Source organism: Allobosea sp. P4_H5 (assembly GCF_056400825.1).
In genome coordinates, this window is record NZ_JBFUKM010000012.1 from 41,146 (window position 1) to 63,313 (window position 22,168).

Annotated in this window: 19 protein-coding genes; 9 read left to right on the plus strand and 10 right to left on the minus strand. The window is 66.8% G+C overall.

Annotated features, from left to right (window positions below):
* Positions 1-90: 90 nt before the first annotated feature.
* Entirely contained in the window at positions 91-1,050 is a 960-nt protein-coding gene (locus AC1DS0_RS23000) for a dihydrodipicolinate synthase family protein (RefSeq protein ID WP_476816577.1), read from the minus strand.
* Positions 1,051-1,327: 277 nt separating this feature from the next.
* The gene (locus tag AC1DS0_RS23005) at positions 1,328-2,032 is read right to left on the minus strand and encodes a GntR family transcriptional regulator (protein WP_152015379.1); all 705 of its coding nucleotides are present in this window, start codon (positions 2,030-2,032) and stop codon (positions 1,328-1,330) included.
* 146 nt (positions 2,033-2,178) lie between these two features.
* Here AC1DS0_RS23005 and AC1DS0_RS23010 point away from each other — a divergent pair, with 146 nt between their 5' ends.
* The 6 genes from AC1DS0_RS23010 (at position 2,179) to AC1DS0_RS23035 (ending at position 8,568) form a co-directional block, all read left to right on the plus strand.
* The gene (locus tag AC1DS0_RS23010) at positions 2,179-2,862 is read left to right on the plus strand and encodes a GntR family transcriptional regulator (protein WP_152015378.1); all 684 of its coding nucleotides are present in this window, start codon (positions 2,179-2,181) and stop codon (positions 2,860-2,862) included.
* 24 nt (positions 2,863-2,886) lie between these two features.
* On the plus strand, positions 2,887-4,017 hold the full coding sequence (locus tag AC1DS0_RS23015; RefSeq protein ID WP_152015377.1) for a mandelate racemase/muconate lactonizing enzyme family protein: 1,131 nt from the start codon (positions 2,887-2,889) through the stop codon (positions 4,015-4,017).
* A 1-nt stretch (position 4,018) separates the two neighbouring features.
* Entirely contained in the window at positions 4,019-4,750 is a 732-nt protein-coding gene (locus AC1DS0_RS23020; RefSeq protein ID WP_476816578.1) for an SDR family oxidoreductase, read from the plus strand.
* A 62-nt stretch (positions 4,751-4,812) separates the two neighbouring features.
* On the plus strand, positions 4,813-6,111 hold the full coding sequence (locus AC1DS0_RS23025; protein WP_476816579.1) for an MFS transporter: 1,299 nt from the start codon (positions 4,813-4,815) through the stop codon (positions 6,109-6,111).
* 4 nt (positions 6,112-6,115) lie between these two features.
* Entirely contained in the window at positions 6,116-7,192 is a 1,077-nt protein-coding gene (locus tag AC1DS0_RS23030) for an Ldh family oxidoreductase (RefSeq protein WP_476816580.1), read from the plus strand.
* A gap of 53 nt (positions 7,193-7,245) precedes the next feature.
* The gene (locus tag AC1DS0_RS23035; RefSeq protein ID WP_476816581.1) at positions 7,246-8,568 is read left to right on the plus strand and encodes an MFS transporter; all 1,323 of its coding nucleotides are present in this window, start codon (positions 7,246-7,248) and stop codon (positions 8,566-8,568) included.
* Between the two features lie 57 nt (positions 8,569-8,625).
* Here the strand turns inward: AC1DS0_RS23035 and AC1DS0_RS23040 are convergent, their stop codons facing one another.
* The 5 genes from AC1DS0_RS23040 to AC1DS0_RS23060 are packed head-to-tail and all read right to left on the minus strand — an operon-like array spanning position 8,626 to position 15,350.
* Entirely contained in the window at positions 8,626-10,902 is a 2,277-nt protein-coding gene (locus AC1DS0_RS23040; RefSeq protein WP_476816582.1) for a TIM-barrel domain-containing protein, read from the minus strand.
* 20 nt (positions 10,903-10,922) lie between these two features.
* Complete coding sequence (locus tag AC1DS0_RS23045; RefSeq protein ID WP_476816583.1) at positions 10,923-11,990, minus strand: ABC transporter ATP-binding protein; 1,068 nt, start codon at positions 11,988-11,990, stop codon at positions 10,923-10,925.
* Positions 11,990-13,042 carry a carbohydrate ABC transporter permease gene (locus AC1DS0_RS23050; protein WP_476816584.1) on the minus strand — a complete coding sequence of 351 codons (1,053 nt, stop codon included), beginning with the start codon at positions 13,040-13,042 and terminating at the stop codon, positions 11,990-11,992. The genes AC1DS0_RS23045 and AC1DS0_RS23050 overlap by 1 nt, the downstream gene beginning before the upstream one ends.
* Complete coding sequence (locus tag AC1DS0_RS23055) at positions 13,039-14,067, minus strand: carbohydrate ABC transporter permease (protein ID WP_476816585.1); 1,029 nt, start codon at positions 14,065-14,067, stop codon at positions 13,039-13,041. Before AC1DS0_RS23055 ends, AC1DS0_RS23050 begins: the two co-directional genes overlap by 4 nt.
* 5 nt (positions 14,068-14,072) lie before the next feature.
* Positions 14,073-15,350: an ABC transporter substrate-binding protein gene (locus tag AC1DS0_RS23060; RefSeq protein WP_476816586.1), complete on the minus strand. Its 1,278-nt coding sequence runs from the start codon at positions 15,348-15,350 to the stop codon at positions 14,073-14,075.
* 254 nt (positions 15,351-15,604) lie between these two features.
* Between AC1DS0_RS23060 and AC1DS0_RS23065 the strand changes: the two genes are divergently transcribed.
* The 3 genes from AC1DS0_RS23065 to AC1DS0_RS23075 all read left to right on the plus strand — a co-directional run bounded on the left by AC1DS0_RS23065 (position 15,605) and on the right by AC1DS0_RS23075 (position 18,381).
* Positions 15,605-16,642, plus strand: coding sequence for a LacI family DNA-binding transcriptional regulator (locus tag AC1DS0_RS23065; protein ID WP_476816587.1), 1,038 nt, complete (start codon positions 15,605-15,607; stop codon positions 16,640-16,642).
* The gene (locus AC1DS0_RS23070) at positions 16,639-17,019 is read left to right on the plus strand and encodes a cupin domain-containing protein (RefSeq protein ID WP_476816588.1); all 381 of its coding nucleotides are present in this window, start codon (positions 16,639-16,641) and stop codon (positions 17,017-17,019) included. The genes AC1DS0_RS23065 and AC1DS0_RS23070 overlap by 4 nt, the downstream gene beginning before the upstream one ends.
* An 87-nt stretch (positions 17,020-17,106) precedes the next feature.
* Positions 17,107-18,381, plus strand: coding sequence for an NAD(P)/FAD-dependent oxidoreductase (locus AC1DS0_RS23075; protein WP_476816589.1), 1,275 nt, complete (start codon positions 17,107-17,109; stop codon positions 18,379-18,381).
* Between the two features lie 119 nt (positions 18,382-18,500).
* On the opposite strand, the gene pgi is transcribed toward AC1DS0_RS23075, so the two are convergent.
* The 3 genes from pgi to AC1DS0_RS23090 form a co-directional block, all read right to left on the minus strand.
* Positions 18,501-20,129, minus strand: a complete 1,629-nt coding sequence (gene pgi, locus AC1DS0_RS23080) for a glucose-6-phosphate isomerase (protein WP_476816590.1) — start codon at positions 20,127-20,129, stop codon at positions 18,501-18,503.
* A 110-nt stretch (positions 20,130-20,239) separates the two neighbouring features.
* A complete protein-coding gene (locus AC1DS0_RS23085; protein WP_476816591.1) occupies positions 20,240-21,193 on the minus strand; it encodes a carbohydrate kinase family protein in 954 nt (317 codons plus the stop codon).
* Positions 21,190-21,999: an IclR family transcriptional regulator gene (locus AC1DS0_RS23090; RefSeq protein ID WP_476816592.1), complete on the minus strand. Its 810-nt coding sequence runs from the start codon at positions 21,997-21,999 to the stop codon at positions 21,190-21,192. Before AC1DS0_RS23090 ends, AC1DS0_RS23085 begins: the two co-directional genes overlap by 4 nt.
* Positions 22,000-22,168 lie beyond the last annotated feature (169 nt).

Sequence of the window (22,168 nt, forward strand, 5' to 3'; positions counted from 1 at the left end):
ACTGCGACATTCGCTACGTCGGGCAACTTGACTCACACGGCCCAATGGATAGGCCCTCCCGTCGTCGGGAGGGCCTATCCTTGGCAGTCCTCAGGCGGCGTGCTTCAGCGCACTGGCCTGCTTTGACCATTGCGCATACCAGCCATCGAACAGCTTCAGCTGCGCCTCGACATAGCCGCGCTGGCTCTCGCCGAGCGCATCGGTCGGATTGAAGTGCAGGGTGTACTCGGCGTCTCCCTTCAGCACCATCATGTGCTTGAAATAGAGGACGAGCTCCGGCCCCTCGTCGAAGGAGGACAGCACGGCGAGCGCCGCCTCCAGCTCGAGCGCCAGCCGGCGCGCCTCGACATCGCCCTTCGCCGCCGCCTGGCTCAGGCTGACGAGGTGCAGCACCTCCTTGGGCAGCACGCAGCCGATGCCGGTGATCGCGCCGGTCGCGCCGCAATTGACGAAGCCGTGGAAGACGCAGGTGTCGACACCGATCATCAGCGAGACGTCATCGTCACGGCTGGTGATGGTCTCGGCCGCATAGCGCATGTCGGCTGCGCCGCCGAACTCCTTGAAGCCGACCAGGTTCGGATGCTCGGCCCGCACTGCGAAGAACAGGTCGGCGCGGGTGGCAAAGCCGTAATAGGGGCTGTTGTAGATCACCGCCGGCAGGTCGGGCGCGGCGGCGAGGATCGCCTTGAAGTGGTGGCGCTGCGCCTCGACCACCGAACCGCGCGAAAGCACGCGCGGGATCACCATCAGCCCCTTGGCGCCGACCTTCTGGGCATGGGCGGCGTGGGTGACGGCGGAGGCGGTGTTGACCGCGCCGGTGCCGACGATCACCGGCACGCCCGCCTTCACCAGGGCCTCCACGCCCTGCATGCGCTGCGCGTCGGTCAGCAGCGGCCAGTCGCCCATCGAGCCGCAATAGACCACGGCCGACATGCCAGTCGCGATCAGCTCCTTGCCCTTGCGCACCAGCGCATCGAAGTCGGGGCTGCGGTCGTCCTTGCAGGGGGTCATCAGCGCCGGCATGCAGCCGGAAAAGATCTGGGCCTTCATCATGCGCTCCTCAGGCTGGCGGCTCCACGGGCGGCGTGCATCGCCGCCTCAATCGACAGATATAATACTCTTTGTATTTTATTTGTCGACAAGAATTTTTGACACGCAGGAATTCGTCATTCCGGGGCAGGCCGAAGGCCTGAGCCCGGAACCCAGAACCGATGCCATGGCAGAAGAAGCCTTGCCGTTCCCGCGGCTTCTGGGCCACCGGCATCGATTCTAGATTCCGGGCCCTTCGCTGCGCGAAGTCCCGGAATGACGGAGATCGGGTAGCTCGTTAAAGCGCCAGCGTCAGGCGCCGGTCGCGCGCGATCAACTGCTGGATCTGCTGGACAATCTGGTCGGCATGGGCCTTGGCCAGCCGGTCGGCGCCCTCGACGTCGCGGGCGGCAATCGCCGCGATCATCTCTTCATGCTCCGCCACATAGCGCTGCGGCAAGCGATCCTCGAACGAGGAGTAATAGAGCCGCAGGATACGCCGGCCCTCGTCGAGCAGGCGGCAGAACAGCCCGGTGTAATAGGGATTGCGCCCGGCTTCGGCGATCGCCGCATGGAAATCGCGGTTCGTGGCGATCATGGCGAGCGCGTCCTGCGCCTCGACGGCCCCGGCGAAGGCGGCCTGCCGGGCACGGATGCCGTCGAGATCCCCTGGCACATGGAACTGCGCCGCCAGCCTTGTGGTGACACGATACATCAGCGTGATCGCGTCGAAGAAAGTGTGCAGGTTGAGGAAGTCGATGTTCGACACCACCGTCGAGCGGTTCGGCAGCGTCGTCACCAACCCCTCGCTCGCCAGGCGCACCAGCGCCTCGCGGATCGGCGTACGCGACATCGAAAGCCGCTCGGCCAACTGGATCTCGTCGATCGGGCTGCCCGGCGGCAGCACGAGGTCGATGATGTCGTCGCGCAGGATGTCGTAGACGAGCTTGACGCCCTCGCCCCGCTTGCGCTCGGTCGGCGCGGCCATGGTCTTTTCGGTCATGTGCAGTCCCTTGTCGACATGACGAATACAGCTCCAGCGAGAGCGCAGCAAACGATGCCGCATCCTCATTTCATCGATCATGCACGATCGGTCATTGACGATCGATGATCCGTGTTTGATAGTAGCCGGCAGGGAGAAGGCAAAAGATGATCCGCAAGCCCGTTTTGGCGCGCGTCGCACTGGTCGATCAGGTGACGGCGCTGCTGATGGAGCGCATCCTCGACCGCGACTACGCGCCCGGCGAAAAGCTCAACATCGATGCGCTGTCGCGCGAGTTCGAGGTCAGTTCCTCGCCGATCCGCGAGGCGCTGACCCGCCTGTCGGGGCTCGGCCTCGTCGCCGCGGCGTCCTTCACCGGCTTCTCCGTCGCGCCCGAACCGTCACGCGACTGGTTCGAGCAGCTCCGCGACTTCCGCATCCTCAATGAGGGCTGGGCCGCGAGGCAGCTCGCCCGCAGCCGCGATCCCGATGCCATCGCCCGCATGCGCGAGAGCATCGCGGCTATGGAGGCGGCCCCGCTGCAGGGGCAGACATCGGACTATGTCGGCGCCAGCCAGGCCGATGAGGCCTTCCACGAGGCGATCCTGGCGGCCGGCGGCAACGAGATTCTCGCCCAGGCCGTGCGCAGCCTGCATCCGCATCTGCACCATGCCCGCCTGTTCAGCCGCATCCCGCACGACATCGGCCCGATGCTGGGCGAACACCGCGCCATCCTCGACGCGATCGAGCGCGGCGACGAGGACGGGGCGCAGGCCGCCGTCGCGGCCCATCTGACGACCTCATGGCGTCGCTACGGCAGCTGGCATGCCGACCAGCCGAGCGCACGCTGAAACTCCCCGACAAGGACATCCGGAATGGCCAAGATCGTATCCGTCGAAGTGCTGCAGGCTGACCTCAAGCCCAAGGTCAAGCGCACCGACGCCGTGCAGAGCTTCGAACTGCAGGAGACGCCGCTGGTGCGCATCACCGATGCCGACGGCGTCACCGGCACCGGCTACAGCTACACCATCGGCACCGGCGGCTCCTCGGTCTGCAAGCTGATCGACGACCATCTCGCCCCCGTGCTGATCGGCCGCGATGCCGAGGAGATCGAGGGGCTCTGGCGCGCTCTGTTCTATCGCGTCCACGCCACCACGGTCGGCGCCATCACCTCGATCGCGCTCGCGGCGATCGACACCGCGCTCTGGGACCTGCGCGCCCGCAAGGCCGGCCTGCCGCTGCACCGCCTCGCCGGCGGCGCTAAGACCAGCATCGACCTCTATTACACCGAGGGCGGCTGGCTCCACATGGACGAGGCTGAGCTCGTCGACGAGGCCGTCAAGGCCAAGGAACGCGGCTTCGGCGGCACCAAGGTCAAGGTCGGGCGCCCGCATGTCGCCGAGGACGTGAAGCGCCTCTCGGCCGTGCGCGACAAGGTCGGCTTCGGCTGGGAGATCATGACCGACGCCAATCAGGGCCTCTCGCTCGACGAGGCGATCCGCCGCGCCCGCCACTACGAGAAGCTCGACGTCGCCTGGTTCGAGGAGCCGATCCACGCCGACGATGTCGGCGGCCATCGCCGCCTGTCGCAGTCCACGACGGTGCCGATCGCGGTCGGCGAGTCCATGTATTCGCTCTCGCAGTTCAAGGACTATCTCGAGGCCGGCGCCTGCTCGATCGTCCAGGTCGATGTCGGCCGCATCGGCGGCATCACGCCCTGGCTCAAGGTCGCGCACATGGCCGAGGCCTTCAACGTGCCGGTCTGCCCGCACTTCCTGATGGAGATCCATCTCGGCCTGTGCTGCGCCGTGCCCAATAGCCGCTGGCTCGAATACATCCCGCAGCTCGACCTCGTGACCTCCTCGCCGATCCGGATCGAGAACGGCAAGGCAATCCCGTCCGACCAGCCCGGCCTCGGCATCGACTGGGACTGGCAGGCGCTGGAGCGCACGATCGTCCACCGCAGGAGCCATGGCGCAGCGCCGTCCCTCAAAGCGGGAGCTTGAGATGAGTACGCTCGCAGGACAGATCGTCGTCATCACCGCCGCGGCGCAAGGCATCGGCCGCGCCACCGCTGAGGCCTTCGACCGTGCCGGCGCCATCGTCTGGGCGACGGACATCAACGAGGGCGCACTGGCCGCGATCGAGGCCGGGCCGAACTTGCAGCGCCGCAGGCTCGACGTGCTCGATGCCGCCGCCGTCGCTGCCCTCTTCGCCGGGATCGGCCGGGTCGATGTGCTCTTCAACTGCGCCGGCATCGTCCAGAGCGGCACGGTACTGGAGGTGAGCGAGGCCGACCTCGACTTCGCCTACGACCTCAACGTCAAGGCGATGGTGCGCACGATCAAGGCGGCGCTGCCCGGCATGCTCGCGCGCAAATCCGGCTGCATCGTCAACATGGCCTCGGTCGCCTCCAGCGTGAAGGGCGTGCCGAACCGCTTCGCCTATGGCCTGACCAAGGCGGCGGTGCTCGGCCTGACCAAGTCGATCGCGGCGGACTATGTCGCCCAGGGCATCCGCTGTAACGCGATCTGCCCCGGCACGGTCGAGAGCCCGTCATTGCAGCAGCGGCTGAGTGCGCAAGGCGACTATGAGGCAACCCGTGCCGCCTTCGTCTCCCGCCAACCGATCGGGCGGATCGGCACGCCGCAGGAGATCGCCGATCTCGTCGTCTACCTGGCAGGCGCGACCTACACCACCGGCCAGGCTCACATCATCGACGGCGGCTGGACGATCTGAAGGCCCCACAGCCTCGCGCCCGAACGACAAGAACAAGCCGGCGGCGACAGGAGGAAATATTCATGACGACACAGGCCTTGCCGCTCACCGCGGGCGCAGCCGGGGACGTTCTCTATAAGCGCGTCTACTGGCGGCTCATTCCCCTGCTGATCCTCTGCTTCATCGTGGCTTACTACGATCGGGTGAACATCAGCTTTGCCAAGCTGCAGATGCAGGACGAGCTGAAATTCTCCGACACGGTCTACGGCCTCGGCGCCAGCCTGTTCTTCGTCGGCTACATCCTCTTCGAGGTGCCGAGCAACGTCATCCTGCACCGGGTCGGGGCGCGCAAATGGATCGCGCGCATCATGGTCTCCTGGGGCATCGTGTCGGCGTTGATGATGTTCGTCGCGACGCCGTTCCAGTTTTACGCGATGCGCTTCATCGTCGGCGCGATGGAGGCCGGCTTTCTGCCGGGCGTGGTGCTCTACTTCACCTACTGGTTTCCGCCGCGGCGCCGCGCCCGCGCCAACTCGCTGTTCATGACGGCGATCTCGCTGGCCGGTGTCACCGGCGGCCCGCTCGCGGGCTGGATCATGACACATTTCGCGGGCATCAACGGCTGGTCCGGCTGGCAGTGGCTCTTCCTGCTGGAAGGCCTTCCAGCCGTGTTTCTCGGTCTCGTCGTGTTCTTCTTTCTCGACGACAGGCCGGCCGTAGCGGGCTGGCTATCCGAATCCGAGAAGCGCGCCATCGAGGCGGATATCGCCGCCAATGAATCGGTCGCGCCTGCACAGCATTCGCTGACGCGTGCCTTCTCCGATCCGCGCGCGCTGTTCCTGTCCGGTGTCTATTTCCTGATCCTCGTCGGCTTGGGCGGCGTCACGTTCTGGATGCCGCAGCTCATCAAGAACGCCGGGAAGCTCGACACCCAGACAGTGGGCCTCGTCACCGCGATCCCCTGGCTGATCGGCGGTCTCGGCATGCTCGCCGTCGCCTTCAATTCGGACCGGAGCGGTGAGCGCAAATGGCACCTCGCACTCTCGGCCATCGCCAGCGGCATCGGCTATGCGGTGAGCGCCGCCTTCCCGCATGATCTCACCATTGCGGTGGCAGGGCTATCGCTGGCAACGCTCGGCATCCTTGCCATCTTCCCAGTGTTCTGGACCGTGCCGTCGACTTTCCTGGGCGGCGTGGCGGCGGCGAGCGGCATCGCCTTCATCAACTCGATGGGCAATCTCGGCAGCATCTTCAGCCCGACCTTCATCGGTTGGGTCAACGACCGGATGCAGAGCACCCAGCTCGCGATCAACGTCATTGCCGGCATGATGGTGGTGGCTGGCCTGTTGATCGCCTCCTTCTGGCCGAAAAGGGCGCGGTGAGGCCATGAGCCAGGAGACGAAGACGGTGGGCGCCCGCTATCGCGCCGACGAACTCGCAGCGCTGGCGCGCACCTTGCTGGAGCGCGCCGGCCTGCCGCAGGACAAGGCGGGCGACGTCGCCGAGGTCCTCGTCGAAGGCGACCTGCTCGGCAAGTCGACGCATGGCCTTGCCTTGCTGCCGCTCTATCTGCGCGAGATCGAGAGCGGCGGCATGACCGCCGCCGGCGAGCCCGGGATCCTCAACGATATCGGCGCCTGCCAGACCTGGGATGGCCGCAAGCTGCCCGGTCCCTGGCTGGCGCGGCGCGCCACCGCCGAAGCGATCGGCCGGGCCAAGCGCTTCGGCATCGGCGCGGTCGCGATCCAGCGCAGCCATCACACCGCCTGCCTCGGCGCCTATCTCCAGCCGGCGATCGACGCCGGCTGCCTGATGCTGCTGACGCTGACCGATCCCGGCCACAGCAGCGTCGCTCCCTTCGGCGGGGTGACGCCAGTGCTGACCTCGAACCCGATCGCCTTCGGCGCGCCCACGCCGGATGCGCCGATCCTGATCGACATGTCGACGGCGCTGATGACCAATGGCGGCGTCGCCGCCTTCCGCCAGCGCGGCGAACACCTGCCGCACCCCTTCCTGATGGACGCGCAGGGCCGGCCCTCGACCGACCCCAACATCATCGCAGCCGATCCGCCGGGCTCGATCCTACCGCTCGGTGGGCTGGAGGCCGGGCACAAGGGCTTCTCGATCGGGCTCATCGTCGAGCTCCTCACCGGCTGCCTCGCCGGGCGCGGCCGGGCCGAGGGCGGCGATGGCTGGAGCGCCGCTGTCTTCATTCTGGTGATGGACCCCGCCGCCTTCGGGGGAACCGAGAACTTCAACCGTCAGGTCACCGTCCTGGCGGCGCGCTGTCATGCGGCGCAGCCCCGCCCGGGCTTCGCCCATGTCGACCTGCCGGGCGCCCATGCGCTCACCAGGCGCGAGCGCCAGATGCGCGACGGCATCCAGCTTTCCGCCGGCATCGTCGCCGGGCTCTCCGAGAGCGCAGCGCGCTTCGACCTTCCCATGCCGGCCACCATCGCCTGATCGCGAGTCCGTCGGCCGTCATCCCAAAAACAACGAAGCTTCGAGGAAACCCCATGTCCCAGGCGATCGCGGCCGGAAAGTCACCGGCCGAGCAGGCGAATATCCGGCGCGCCGTCACGGCGGCGACGATCGGCACGGTGATCGAATGGTTCGACTATGCGCTCTATGGCGCAGCGGCCGGCCTGATCATCAACAAGCTGTTCTTCCCGCAATTCTCGGAATCGGCCGGCGTGCTCGCCGCCTTCGCCACCTTCGCCGTCGGCTTCTTCAGCCGGCCGCTCGGCGGCATCGTGATCTCGCATATCGGCGACCGCTTCGGCCGCAAGCCGGCGCTGATCTTCACCATCGCTCTGATGGGTGCCTCGACCGTGGCGATGGGCCTGCTGCCGACCTATGCCCAGGCCGGGATCTGGGCACCGATCCTGCTCGTGATCCTGCGCCTGCTGCAGGGCTTCGGCGCCGGGGCCGAATATGCCGGCGCGGTCACCCTCGTCGCGGAATATGTGCCGCCGGAGCGCAAGGCCTACTACACTGCTTATCTCCAGGCCGCGACGGTGGTCGGCATCATGCTGGCAACGCTGAGCTTCCTGCTCGTCTCCTATCTGCCGGAAGAGACCCTGCTCGGCTGGGCCTGGCGCGTGCCCTTCCTAGTCTCGGCGCTGCTGTTCCTCGTCGCCCTCTACATCCGCAAGCATCTCGACGAGACCCCGGAATATGTCGCGGCCATGGAGAAGGCGGCCGAGCAGCGCCACGAGGCGAAGGTCCCGCTCGGCGAACTCCTTTCCAGGAGCCCGCGCGAATTGCTTTTCGGCTTCCTGTCGGTCACCGGTCACAACGCCAACGCCTATATCCTGAGCGCCTTCAGCCTGAGCTACATGACCAATACGCTCGGCATGACCCGCACCGACTCGCTCACCGCGGTGATGATCGCGACTCTGACGGGTATCGTCACGACGCCGATCATGGGCGCCATCGCCGACCGCGTCGGGCATGCAAAAGTCTACCTGTTCGGCGCGATCTTCGTGTTCTGCTACGCCTTCCCGATGTTCGCCCTGCTCGACACCAGGAACATCGTCCTTTGCACGATCGCCCTCAGCATCGGCTACGGCATCGGCTTCGGCGGCCTCGCCAGCGCGCAGGGTGCCTTCCTCGCCAACCTGTTCCCGACGCGCTACCGCTTCTCGGGCATCGCCATGACCCGCGAGCTCAACAGCCTTTTGATCGCGGGCCCGACTCCCTTCATCGCTGCGGCGCTGGTGGCAGCGGGCGGCGGCAAGCCGAGCTATGTCGTCGCGTATCTGATGCTGTGCTGCGCCGTGACGGCGATCGCGGTCATCGCCGTCCGCTCGCGCTCCTATGAGCGCGGCAGCGAGTAGCGGCCGCCTCGGCTGAGCCTGCGGCCATAGCCGCAGGCTCAGAGTCAGTCTATCGATCTACTGGCCGATCTGCCGGATCGCGATCTTGTTGAAACGCGGCTTGGCCTCGCCCTGCTGCTCGATCGCGACCTCGCCATTGCGGACCTCAAAGCGCAGCACCGTCGAGCCGGCGCCGCGCCAGTCGGCGGTCTCGCCGTCATCCTCGTAGAGCTCGCCGGAAGCGCCCTCGACCGCGCCGCAGACCAGGAGCTCGCGCTCATTGCTGATACCCTTGGCATCGCCGAGCGGGATCAGCGCTCCGGCCCGCGCGAACAACGGCAGCCGGCCGAGCGGAGCCGGGACCGTCACGGTGACGCCGCCCGGATAATGCTCGCCATTGTGCCAGTCATACCAGCCGCCCCCATGCTGCGGCAGGTAGACGGCGCGCTCACGCGCGCCCTCCTCCAGCACCGGCGCGACCAGCACGTCCGGGCCGAGCATGAAGACATCGTCGACCGTGACCGCCGTCGCATCCTGCGGGAAATCATAGAGCAGCGGGCGCACCGCCGGGATGCCGTCGCGGCTCGCCCGCCACATCTGAGTGTAGAGATAGGGCATCAGCCGGTAGCGCAGCGAGATCGCCTCGCGCACCTGCGGGATCACCTCTGGATACATCCAGGGCAGGTTGACGATGCCGTCATCGTTCCAGGAGTTCATCACCATGCGCGGCCAGAGCGCGCAGAACTCGTTGAAGCGCACAAAGAGCTCGGGACCCGGCGTTGGCCCGTGGAAGCCGCCGACATCGTGGCCGATGCTAAACATGCCCGACAGGCTCATATTGAGCCCCTGGGTCAGGTTGTAGCGCAGCGTCTTCCAGGCGGTCTCGTTGTCGCCCGACCAGGTCTGGGCGTAGCGCGAGATGCCAGCGCAGCCGCCGCGCGTGATCGAATACTGGCGCTTGCCCGGCTCGCGCGCGGCTTGAGCCTCAAAGGAGAGCTTGGTCATCAGCAGCGGCTGCGCCGGGCGCGCCAGCGCCTGCCGGAAGGGGCGGCCGTCACCGTCGCAGACCGCGTCCTCGTCCCAGATCTCGTATTCGTTGTTGTCGTTCCAGACCGTGGTGAAGCCATGGTCGAGCAGCGCGCTCTCGATGCCGGCGCGCCACCAGGCCCGGCCCTTCGGGTTGGTGAAGTCGATATGGAAGCCGAGCCCGTCCCAGAACTGCGCCACAGCCGGCTCACCGGTCCTGGAATCCTTGACCAGGAAACCCTGGTCCAGCGCTTCCTTGAGGCGCGGATGATCGTCGAGCAGGCAGGGCTTCAGGTTGGCGACCGTGTGCATGCCGGCCTTGTTCAGCCGCTTCATCGTCGCCAGCGGCTCCGGGAACTTGTCACGGTTCCAGTTGAAGGCGTAGCGACGCTGGCCGATCTGCGTATACCCCGAGCCGAAATGGAAGCTGTCGCAGGGGATGGCGTGCTTGCGGCACTTGGCGATGAAGTCGCTGATCCGGGCATCGGCATCGGGCGCATCGGCGATCGCCATCGAGGTCACGCCGAAGCCGAAGGACCAGCGTGGCGCGAAGGCCTGCCCGCCGGTCAGCCAGGAGAAGCGCTTGACCACATCCGGCACGGTCGGGCCGGCCATGACGTAATAGTCGAGATCGCCGTCATCGCCTTTCCAGGATCGGAACAGGCCGTGATAGTTGTCGAGCGTGCAGCCGAGATCGACGCTGCCGGTCGAGAGGTTATCGTAGAACACGCCATGGGCGCCCGCCTTCCCGTCGACGATGAAGAAGGGCAGCATCTTGTAGAGCGGGTCGGACAATTCGGCATCGAAGCCGCAGGGATCGACCGCGTCGATGGCAAAGCGCCGCCCGGTCCGGTCGAGCGGACCGGCCTTGTCGCCGAGCCCGTAATGCCGCTCGGCATAGTCGCGCGCCATGAAATGCGCCACCGCGCCGGTGCGCGGCGAGATCAGATAGGCCTGCGTCGTGCGATCCTGCAGGAAGGGCGTCGCCTCGCCCTCGCGGCGCCAGGCAATACCGAAGGGCGAGAGCGTGACCTCGGCGGTGAGGCCGCCAGCCGAGAGCGTGACCTTGCCCTCGCCTTCACGGAGGCTCGCCTGCGGGCAGGCGAAGCCGGAGAGATCGTCGCGCGAGCGTCCTTCATAGGCGGGCTCGAGCCCGCCCGGCGCGATCGACCAGCCGCGGTCGAGCCGGTAGCCGTCCTGCGGCTTCAGCGTGACACGGCCGATATCGCCTTCAAGGATACGCACAGCGATCGTCGCGCCGAGGCCGACATCGAACAAGGCGGCTTCGCCGTCGCGGCCGAGATAGCGGCCTTGCGTCAGGGCTTTCATGGGATCTCTCTAGTCAGTCGTCAGGACCGGACGGCCCGGCCGTTCTCGTCGAACAGGTGCAGGTGCTGCTGCGGGAAGCCGAGCGCGACGGCGGAGCCGCGCTGGTGCTCGCTCTGGCCGTCGAGCCGGAGCGTGATCTGCGGCAGGCCGGGCGAGGCGCCATAGAGATAGCTCTCGCCGCCGAGGCGCTCGACCAGCTCGATAGCGAGCGGCACGCCGCCATCCTGCGTGGCGAGCGAGAGGTGCTCCGGCCGGATGCCGAGCGTGACCGATGCACCCGCTGCCAAGCTCCCGGTCGCGCAAGCGACCTCGTGACCAGCCTCGCCGATCGCGACCGCACCAGCTCGCACCACCTTGCCCGGCAGCAGGTTCATGCGTGGCGAGCCGATGAAGCCGGCGACGAAGAGATTGTCGGGCCGGTTGTAGAGTTCGAGCGGCGTGCCGACCTGTTCAATCCGCCCGCCATGCAGCACGACGATGCGGTGCGCCAGCGTCATCGCCTCGACCTGGTCGTGGGTGACGTAGATCATCGTGCCGCCGATCTCGGCATGCAGCGCGGCGAGTTCCTTGCGGGTTGCGACGCGCAGTTCCGCATCGAGATTCGAGAGCGGCTCGTCGAACAGGAAGATTTTTGGGTCGCGCACGATGGCGCGGCCAATGGCGACGCGCTGGCGCTGGCCGCCGGAGAGCGCCTTGGGCTTGCGTTCGAGATAATCGGTCAGGCGCAGCATGCCGGCGGCGCGCTTCACCCTTCTGTCGATCTCGTCGCGCTTGAAGCCCATGTTTTCCAGCGCGAAGGCCATGTTCGCGTAGACGCTCATATGCGGGTAGAGCGCATAGGACTGGAACACCATGGCGAGCCCGCGCTCGGAAGCCGGCAGCCCGGTGACATCAGCCCCATCGATCGCGATCGACCCGCCGGTGATCGTCTCCAGCCCGGCGATCGAGCGCAGCAGCGTCGACTTCCCGCAGCCGGACGGGCCGACGAAGACGACGAACTCGCCGTCGGCGACGTCAAGGTCGATGCCATGCAGCACCGTGGTCGCGCCATAGCTCTTGCGGACGCCGGAGAGGCTCAGTCCCGCCATTATTTCATTCCCGTATTGGCGATGCCGGTGGTGATGAAGCGCTGCAGGAAGACGAAGACCAGCGCGACCGGCAGCAGCGTCACCACCGTCATCGCGAGCAGGTAATGCCATTGCGTCTGCAACTCGCCCTGGAAGGCGTTGAGGCCGATCTGCAGCGTATAGGCCTCGGTCTTGGTCAGCACCGCGAGCGGCCAGAGGAACTCGTTCCAGCGCCACATGATCGAGAAGATCGCGAGGACCGCGAGCGCCGGCATGGCGAGCGGCATGACGATCCGCCAGTAGATCTGCCACTCCGAGGCCTTGTCCATGCGCGCCGCCTCGATCAGGTCGCGCGGCAGGGTCAGCATATACTGGCGCAAGAGGAAGACGCCGGTCGGCGTCGCCGCGCCCGGCAGGATCACCGCCCAGAGCGAATTGACCAAACCGAGCTCGGTGATGACGAGATAGACCGGCACCAGAATGATGGTGATCGGAATCATCAGCGTGCCGATCACCATCAGCATCACCGCCGTCTTGCCGCGGAACTCGTAGATCGAGAGCGCATAGGCCGCCATCGAGTTGATCACCAAAGTGATCAGCGTTGCGACCACCGTGACGAAGACCGAGTTCCAGAGGAAGCGCGTGAAGGCGAAGCGCTCCAGCGGCTCGGTGTAGTTCTCGGTGGCGAGCTTGAACTCGCGCACCGGGGTGCGCTTGTCGATCGGCACGCGAATGCTCTGGCCTGGATTGGCCGGATCGACCATCTGCGCCTGGATGCCGATGCGGCGGACCTGCGCCAGCACCCGCTTGGAGCCGTCCTCCATCGTCACTTCGAACAGCGGCAGCGGCTGGGCATGGCCGTCGACCCGGACCTCCTTCTGCGACATCGGCAGCAGCGAGGGCGGGAATTCGAGCAGGCCGGCCTGCGTCTTGAAGGAGGAGATGCCGAGCCAGAGCACCGGCCCGAACATCAGGACGACGCCGAGCGCGAGATAGGCGTAGGCCGCGATATCGGTCCAATGCCAGCGACCGGGGTTGCGGCGGGCCACCGCCATGCGGGCAAGCCTGTTCATGCTGCCCCCTTGCGACGGCTCGCCGCGAGCTGGGCCAGCGTCAGCGCGAACAGCACGACGCCGAGCACGACGGAGGCGGCTGCCGCCAGGCCGAAATTCTGGACCTGATTGGCGAAGGCAGTCTCGTAGATGTAGTGCACCACCATCAGCGTCGCGGTGCCGGGGCCGCCACCGGTCAGGACGAAGACCTCGTCGAAGGTCTGCACACCGCGGATCAGCGCCAGCACGATCACCACGATCATGTTCGGCCAGAGCAGCGGCAGGGTGATGCGCCAGAATGTGCGCCAGCGCGGCGTCGCATCCATCTCGGCGGCTTCATAGAGATCGGCGGGGATCGCCTGCAGGCCAGCGAGCAGGATCAGCGTGTAGAAGCCCATATGGGCCCAGATCGAGACGAAGACGATCCAGAACATCGCCCAGCTCGGATCGACCAGGAACAGGATGCGCTCGCCGCCGAGCGAGGTGATCGCGGCGTTGAGCAGGCCATCGCGCTGCAGGATCCATTTCCAGGTCAGCGCCACCACTACCGGCGAGAGCAGCACCGGGAAGAAATAGACGGCGCGGAAGAAGCCGCGCGCCTTGATCTTCATGTTCAGCACTACCGCCGTCAGCAGCGAGAACAGCACCATCGCCGTGACTTGGAAGACGGTGAAGCGGGCGGTGTTGGACACGCCGCGCCAGAAATGATCCTCGCGGCAGGAGGACGGGTCGAGGAACGAGCCGCAGTCGAAGAGATAGGCGTATTGTTGCGCCCCGACATAAGGCCGCTCGGACGGGAACAGCCCAGCCCCGCCCGTCACCGAGAAGATGAAGTTGATGATGAGCGGCAGGAAGACGAAGAGCGAGAAGAAAACCAGATTGGGCAGCAGGAAGACATAGGCCATCCGGCGCTCGCCGATCAGCCGCTGCAGAACCTGCATCGGCCAGTCGATCAGCCGCATCAGGACCGCGAGCGGCGCGGCGAAGAGGCTCGCTGCGCCGGCGCGTTCCGGCTGCGCTGCGGGGATGGGAGCGTCGGAGGCCATCCGCCTTACTTCTTGCGCTCGGCGATCTGCTGGGCGATGTCGGATTCCATCCGCTTATAGGCCTCGTCGAGGCTGCCCTCGCCCGAGATCGCCTGGCCGAGCCGGCTGATCACTGCGTTGAAGATGACGCGGTTGCTCGTATAGCCCTGCAATTGATAGGCGACCGGCGAGAGCTGCGCGACCTGGTCGGAGAAGACCTTGAGCGCGGCCTTGGCCGGCGCGCTCGCGCCCTGATAGTCGAGGCCCTTGGCGGCAATGCCGAGATGGCCGGGCACGAACAGAGAGCGGGCGTAGAACTCGCTCAGCACCGGCTCGCTGGCAAGGTAGTCCATCACCTTGGCGACGGCTTCCGGGCTCTTGGTCGTCTTGATCGCGACGAGACCGGCCCCGCCCGGCATGCCCGAGCAATTGCCGGCGCCGCAGGGCGAGGGAACCGCGATCCAGTCGAAGGCATCGCCGACCGTCTTGTCGAACTGGGCGATCTGCCAGGAGCCCGACTGGTACATCACCACCTGGGCGTTCTTGAACTCGTCATTGGCGCCGCGATAGGCCGTTCCGGAGACCGAGCCCCAGAGCTCCTTCTTCATCACGCCGTTCTGATGCCAGTCATAGACCAGCTTGGCGCCGCGCTTGAAGCCGTCGTCGATGACAGCCGGCTCGCCCTTGGCGTCGAAGACCTTGGCGCCCTCGGAAACCGCCACCGAGAAGAAGCGGTGGCCCGAGCGGTCCATCGCCAGCGGGAACGGCGCCTGGACCTTGGCCGCGACGTCCTTGACCGCCTTGCCCCAATCCTCCCAGGTCGCCTTGGCGCCCGGCATCGCGATGCCGGCCTGTTCGAACAGCGTCTTGTTGACGAAGGGGCCGGTGACAGTGAGCTGCGTCATGAAGCCGGTGATGGCCTTGGCGTCGCCCTCGGGGCGCATCCAGGGCAGGAACGGCCCGAAATTCTTCTCCCAATAGGCCGCGTCCTTGAGATGCGGCCGCAGGTCGAGCGCGTAGCGGGCAATGCCGCCGAGGTCGACGACACGGGCGATGTCAGGGCCCTGGCCCGAGGCGAGCTGGACGGGAAGGTTCTCGGTGATGGCCTTGTAGGGCACCTGGTCGAGCACGACCTTGATGTCCTTGTTCTGGGCCTCGAAGCGCTTGAGCAGGTCGGTGATGACCTCGCCCTCATTGCCGTCGGAATACCAGGCGATGCGCACCGTGGTCTGGGCTTGCGCGATCCCGCCCATGACGAGGCCGGCCGTCAAGGCGAGTGCCGAAATCCAATGCTTGCTGTGCATGAGCGTTCCTTCCCCGCTGAACCGGCGCCTCGATGAGCACCTTGACAATCATTTAGGCAAACGTTTGCCTAGCTTGTCAATCCCGAAGTGAGCCGGCATCTCTTGGATGCCGGTTCGCCGGAGCCGGATCCGATCAGGTTGTCCCAACCTGATCGGTGAATCCGTCTCCCACTTTGGGAGGAGTACGCGCCATTCAGATCGCGGGGCGATCTGAATGGCGCGTACTCCGGGCGCAGAATCGGGGATGGAGCGCGATGAAGACCAGGGTCGCCAGGGCACATCACGGTTCGGCATCGCTCACCACGGTCGCGGAGGATACCGGCGTCTCGATCTCGACGGTGTCGCGTATCGTCAACGGCGAGAGCGGGCGCGCTTCACCCGAGACGGTGGCTCGTGTCGAGGAGGCGATCGCGCGATTGGGCTATCGACCGAATCCGGTCGGCCGGGCGCTGCGCCAGCGCGCCAGCCGGGTCGTGGCGATGCTCTCGCCCAATCTCGACAACCCGGCCATGGCGGCGATCGCAGTCTCGACCGAGGCGGCGCTGCGCGCCGCCGGCTACGTCATGATCCTCTGCGACACGCATGACCGCGCCGAATTGCAGGACGACTATCTCCAGGCGATGCGCGAGCAGTTTGTAGCCGGCTATGTGATGGTTAGCGCGGTGCGCAGCCGCGGGCTGGAGGAGACGCTGCAGCGCGGCGACCCGATGGTCTTCGTCGCCCGCCACAACCCGCTCGGCGGCGGCGCCTATGTCGGCATCGACAACCGCGCCGCCGGAGCCGATGCAGCCGACTTCATGCTGGCCCGTGGCATCGAGCGCCCGGCCGTGCTGATGGCGGCACAAAACGTCTCGAGCACGCAGGAACGCGCCTCGGGCTTCATCGACCGCCTCGTCGCACGCGGTGTCCCGGAAGATGCGATCCGGCGCGCCAGCGGGCCCGGCCTGTCGCATATCGAGATCGGCTATGCCGCCGCCAAGGCGCTGGTGCAGGAGGGCGGCTGGCCTGAAGGCGCGCTCTGCGTCAGCGATCTGATCGCCTATGGCGCCTATCGGCTCGCGGTCGAAAGCGATGTGCCGATCCCGCAGCGCTGCACGCTGGTCGGCGTCGACGGCAATGCGCTCAACCACTGGATCGCGCCCTGGCTGACCTCGATCCGCATTCCGTATGAGAGCTTCGGCGGGCATGTTGTCGCCCAGTTGGAATCGCTCTGGAGCGGTGAACCGACGTCAGAGGTCCGCATCCCGCATGAGCCGCCAATGGTCGGGCTCGCACAGAAGGCAACGGCATGATTCCGCTCGACCACGAGACCCAGCCGCTCGAGCAATGGCGCGAGGGCGTGATGACGCTGATGCGGGTCTCGGCGCTGGTGCGCTCGGCCCAGCTCTGCATCTTCGAACAGTTCTGCGATCCCGGCCTCGGCGCTCCCCTCCATCTCCACGCCGTCGAGGAGGTGCTGGAAGTGATGGAAGGCGAAGCCGAGATCACCTTGCGCGGCGAGAGCCTGATCCTGCGCGCCAACCAGTCGATCGTGATCCCGGCCGGCGCCCGGCACGCTTTCCGCAATATCGGCAGCGGCATCCTCAAGGTTCGCGCCACCCTCGCCTCGCCGATCTTCGAGGCGAGCTATGACGACCGCGCCGAGCAGTCGCGGCGCTGGATTCCCTGAAGTGGACGGGTGCTGAAGAGCCAGCTACAGCCCCGGCCCTGCAGTCATGCTAAAAAACCCTCGTCCTGCCGCAACGAGGGATGGCCGATGAGCGGACCGTATCATGTCGTGGTGATCGGCGGCGGCTTCGCCGGATTGGAGACCGTGCATCGTCTCGCCGGCGCGGACGTGCGCATCACCATCGTCGACCGGCGCAATCACCATCTCTTCCAGCCCCTGCTCTACCAGGTCGCCACCGCCTCGCTCGCCACCTCCGAGATCGCCTGGCCGATCCGGCATCTGTTCCGCCGCCGTGGCGACGTCACCACGCTGCTGGCCGAGGTCACCGGCATCGACACCACCAGACGCGAGGTCGCGCTCTCGACCGGCGAGATTCTGCCTTACGACACGCTCGTCATCGCTACAGGCGCGACCCATGCCTATTTCGGCCATGACGACTGGGAGACCTACGCACCAGGCCTGAAAACGCTGGAAGACGCGACGACGATCCGCCGCCGCATCCTCACCGCCTTCGAGCGTGCCGAGGCTGAGGCCGATCCCGAACGCCGCGCGGCGCTGCTGACCTTCGTCGTCATCGGCGCCGGCCCGACCGGCGTCGAACTCGCCGGCACCATTGCCGAGCTGGCCCGCGCCACCTTGCCGGAAGAGTTCCGCCGGATCGACACCCGCACGGCCCGGGTCGTGCTGGTCGAGGCCGGCCCGCGCATCCTGCCTAGCTTCGATCCGGACCTTGCAGCCTATGCGCATCACGAATTGCAGCGCATCGGCGTCGAGGTCCGCACCGGCGCGCCCGTCACCGCCTGCACGCCAGACGGCGTCGTGATCGGCGAGGAGCCTCTGCCGGCAGCGACGGTGATCTGGGCCGCCGGGGTGCGCGCCTCGCCGGCCGGCGCCTGGCTGGGTGCCCGCACCGACCGCGCCGGCCGCGTCGAAGTCGAGCCCGATCTCAGCGTGCCCGACCATCCCGAGATCTTCGTGATCGGCGACACTGCAAGCGTCATGGACCAGGACGGCAAGCCGGTGCCCGGCATCGCGCCCGCCGCCAAGCAGCAGGGCCGCCATGTCGCCGCGACGATCAAGCGCCGCCTTGCCGGGGACAAGGCACCGCGGCCCTTCGCCTACAGCCATGCCGGCAGCCTCGCGACCGTTGGCAAGCGCGTCGCCATCATCGATTTCGGCAAGGTCAAGCTGAAGGGCTGGCTGGCGTGGTGGCTCTGGGGCCTGGCGCACATCTACTTCCTGATCGGTGTGCGCAACCGGCTCAGCGTCGCGCTAAGCTGGCTCTGGATCCACGCCCGCGACCAGCGCAGCGCCAGGCTGATCACCCAGCGCGATGTAAAGCAGCCGAGTAGCAGCTCCTGACACGCGTCATGCTCGGGCTTGACCCGAGCATCTCAGGCCGGAGGAGGCTCCGGTCGTTGCCATATTGTCATGAGATTCTCGGGTCTACGCTTCGCTTCGCCCGAGAATGACGGCCGCACTCACCGCCCGGTCAGATAGCGCGCCAGCCCCGCCGTCGAGGCGTCATGCGCGTCCGCCGGAGCCTTGCCCTCGATCACCGGCAGCAGCGCCGTCGCCAGCTCCTTGCCGAGCTCGACGCCCCATTGGTCGAAGGCGTTGATATCGAACACCGCCGCCTCGACGAAGACGCGATGCTCATAGAGCGCGATCAACCGCCCGAGCGTGAACGGGTCGAGTTTGCGATAGGCGATGGTCACGCTCGGCCGGTTGCCGGGGAAGACCTTGTGCGGCGCAAGGTGCTCGATCGCGTCGGACGACAGCCCCTGCTTCGCCAGCTGTACCTTCGCCTCCTCCATCGTGCGGCCCTTCATCATCGCCTCGCTCTGGGCGAGGCAGTTGGCGAGCAGCAGGCGGTGCTGATGGGCGAGCTCCGGCTCATGCCCTTCGGCCGCAACCAGGAACTCGCAAGGGATGATGTCAGTGCCCTGGTGCAGCAGCTGGAAGAAGGCGTGCTGGCCGTTGGTGCCGGGCTCGCCCCAGACCAGCGGGCCGGTCGGCCGCGTCACCGCACCGCCGGCCTTGTGCACGCGCTTGCCGTTCGACTCCATGTCGAGCTGCTGCAGATAGGCCGGCAGTCTTGCAAGACGCTGGTCGTAAGGCAGGACCGCGCGGGCCGGATAGCCACAGCTCTCGCGATGCCAGAGCCCGATCAGAGCGAACAGCACGGGCAGGTTCTGAGCCAGCGGCGCGGTGCGGAAATGCTCGTCCATCGCATGCGCGCCGGCGAGGAAGGCGCGGAAGTTCTTAGGGCCGATCGCGATCATCACCGGCAGGCCGATCGCCGACCAGACCGAGTAGCGCCCGCCGACCCAGTCCCAGAAACCGAAGATCCGGTCGGGCTGGATGCCGAAGGCCGCGACCTTGTCGAGCGCAGTCGAGACCGCGGCGAAGTGCTTGGCGACCGCCTCTTCGCCGAGCGCCCCGGCGATCCAGCGCCGCGCTGTCGCGGCATTGGTCATGGTCTCGATCGTGGTGAAGGTTTTTGAGGCTACGATCACCAGCGTCCGCGCCGGATCGAGCTTGGCCAGAGTATCGGCGATATGGGCGCCGTCGACATTGGAGACGTAATGCAGGCGCGGCCCATCATGGTAGGGCGCCAGCGCCAGCGTCGCCATCACAGGCCCAAGATCGGAACCGCCGATGCCGATATTGACGACATCGCTGAAGCGCTCGCCATTGGCAGCCGCGATGGTGCCGCTGCGGATACCATCAGCGAAGGCGGACATCCGCTCCAGGACCGCGTTCACTTCCGGCATCACGTCGACGCCATCGACCTTGACGGGCCGGCCGGACTGGTTGCGCAGCGCCGTATGCAGCACCGCACGCCCCTCGGTGGTGTTGATCGGCTCGCCAGCGAACATGGCATCGCGCTTGGCTTCGACATCGGCCGCCTGGGCGAGCGCCAGCAGCAAGTCGATGGTCTCAGGCGTCACCGCCGTCTTGGAATAGTCGAGCAGCAGGTCGTCGAGCCGGGCAGAAAAGCTGGAAAAGCGCTGCGGATCGGCAGCAAAGAGCTCGCGCAGATGCTGCGATACGGTTCGGTTGCGATGCGCGGCGAGATCCGCCCAGGCCTTCTCCAGCACGATCATTCTCCGTGGCGATTGCGATCGGCCGCCGCAGCGACAAGCCGAGGTAGCATATCGATAGCGGCGAGGTCACGGCAGCAGCCGGGCCGGGCGGACATGCAGAAGGAGGAGCGTCAGCCCGAACGGGCGAGTTCCGCTTCTATCTCTACCGCTTTCGGCAGATCGGCTCCGCGCCGGCCGACGGTTATGGACGCAGCGGTCGCGGCGTAGTTCAACAATTCCCCCAGCGCCACTTGATCGAGCGCAGCGACGCCTTCGATGCTCAGCCGGTCGGTCTGCGACAGCCGCGCGAGCAATGCGGCATGAAAGCTGTCGCCGGCGCCTACAGTATCGCGGACATCGACAGCCCTGCCCGGCAGCTCGACCTGTCCGCCGGCGCAAAAGCCGACCGCGCCGTCCGCGCCGCGCGTGATCACTACCAGCTTCGCACCAAGCCCAAGCCAATAGGCGGCGGCCTCCTGCAGCGACAGTCGGCCGCCCCAGGCGATATGGACATCCTCGTCGCTCGCCTTGATGATGGTCGCCGCGCGGTAGAAGCGCTCGGCCGCACGTGCCCATAGCGCCATGTCCGGCACCACGCTCGGCCTCAGGTTCGGATCCACGCTGATCACGAGCCGGCCATGCTCGCGCTCGGCCAGCGAGGCGAGCGTCGCGCCCGTGGGCTCGACCGCCATGCTGTAGGAACCGAAGCTGAGCGCGCGCACCTCCGGCGGTAGCGCGGACGGCAGCTCAGCCGACATCAGGAAACGATCGGCCGCGCCCTCGCCATGGAAGCTGTAGCTCGGCTGCCCGTCCGCTCCCGTCGCGACGGCCGATATCGTCGACAATCGATCGCTGCGGACGATGAAGCGGCCATCGACGCCTTCCTGCCGCAGCCGCTCGGCCAGCATCGCGCCGATACCATCTAGCGAGATCGCACCGAGATAGCCCACTGGCAGGCCGAGCCGCGCCAGGCCGATCGCGACATTGAAGGGCGAGCCACCGGCAACGGCGCGCCCAGCCATTTCGGCTCCCTCGGGCGGATCGAGGAAGAGATCGACCAGCGCCTCGCCGCAGACCAGGATCATGCCACCGCGCTCAGGCTGCGGGATGGGTGGCGCAGCGCCGTGTCGAACGGATTGAGCATCGCGCCCAGCGTCGCGGCTTCGGCCTTGAGGATGGCGACGACACCGGGCAGGCGCTCGGGCCGAAGCCGATCCACCAGCGTGCCGACACTGAGCGCGGCGACGGCGCGTCCCTGCGCATCGAAGACCGGCACGCCCAAGCCCGCCATGCCCGGGATCAGCCCGGTGTTGAGATTGACCCAGCCTTGCGCACGCGCCTTTTCCAATTCCACCCGCAGTGCCGCCTCGTCGAGGAAGCCGCGATCGAGCAGGCGCGGTACATTGAAGCGGATCACCGCCTCGCGCTCGGCCTCCGGCAGATGGGCGAGGATGGCGAGACTTCCCTGCCCCAGCCCGAGCGGCACCTTGCCGCCGATGTCGCCGGTGAAGGAGCGGATCGGGAACGGCCCCTCGATCCGGTCGAGGCAGACGGCTTCATAGCCGTTTCGCACAAGCAGAAAGATCGTGTCGGTCAGCGTCGCCGAGAGGCGCAGCAGCACCGGCTTGGCGAGGTTGCGCAGGCCGTCGGCATGGCCGGCCCGCGCCGCCAGCACGAAGAGGTCGAGCGCCAGCCGGTAGCGTTTGCCGATCTGCTCGACGAAGCCCTCGGCGGAGAGGTCCTGCAAGGCGCGATGGGCCGTCGGCTGGCTGCAGCCGGCCTGCTCGGCGAGGTCCTTCAGGCGGATGCCACCGGCATCGGCCGCGCCGACGAGGCGCAGCAGGCCGAGCGCGCGGCGCAGGCTGGAAAGAGGCTCGACAGAATCAGTCATCCACCCACGCTAATCATCCCCGCATGTTGTCGCAATAAATTTCGTATAATGGAATTTATGAGATTAAAATTCTCTCATGTGGAATTATTCGTTGACGAAATCCCATCGGCGCGGCTTCTGAAAAACACGAGGGCAAAAGACCCCGATGTGTGGGCGGGGCGAGCCAAGC